Origin of the sequence: Paraclostridium benzoelyticum, from assembly GCF_001006285.1 — a bacterium.
Lineage (GTDB): Bacteria > Bacillota > Clostridia > Peptostreptococcales > Peptostreptococcaceae > Paraclostridium > Paraclostridium benzoelyticum.
The window spans coordinates 1-272 of the sequence record NZ_LBBT01000348.1 but is presented as its reverse complement, the minus strand read 5'-3'; the positions used below and the strand labels follow the sequence as shown (position 1 = coordinate 272).

Below are 272 nucleotides of genomic sequence, written 5' to 3'. Positions count from 1 at the left end.
GAGCTAGCCCGAGCGATCATAGTCGAAGAAAGGGAGAGAGAGAGAGAGAGAAGAACATACCTACGGCGCGGGGACGACGGCGTGGACGACGGCGTGAACGACGGCGGCGCACGGCGGAGAAAATCGCCGGGCGAAATTTCTATTAAGGCCCGTTTGTTTCCTTTCATTTTGAGGAATTATTTTCTGGCCTTTAAACATGAAAGAATAATGATTTGAACGACCATGATGTAAACTATCAGTATCATATTGCCAAGGTCGACCTAATAACAAAG

1 protein-coding gene is annotated in these 272 nt (G+C 47.8%); it reads left to right on the top strand.

Going from position 1 to position 272, the window contains the following annotated elements; translation table 11 throughout:
- Positions 1-216 (top strand): hypothetical protein (locus VN21_RS19000; protein WP_207641526.1); only part of this gene is annotated, 216 nt, incomplete at its 5' end.
- Positions 217-272: the final 56 nt, after the last annotated feature.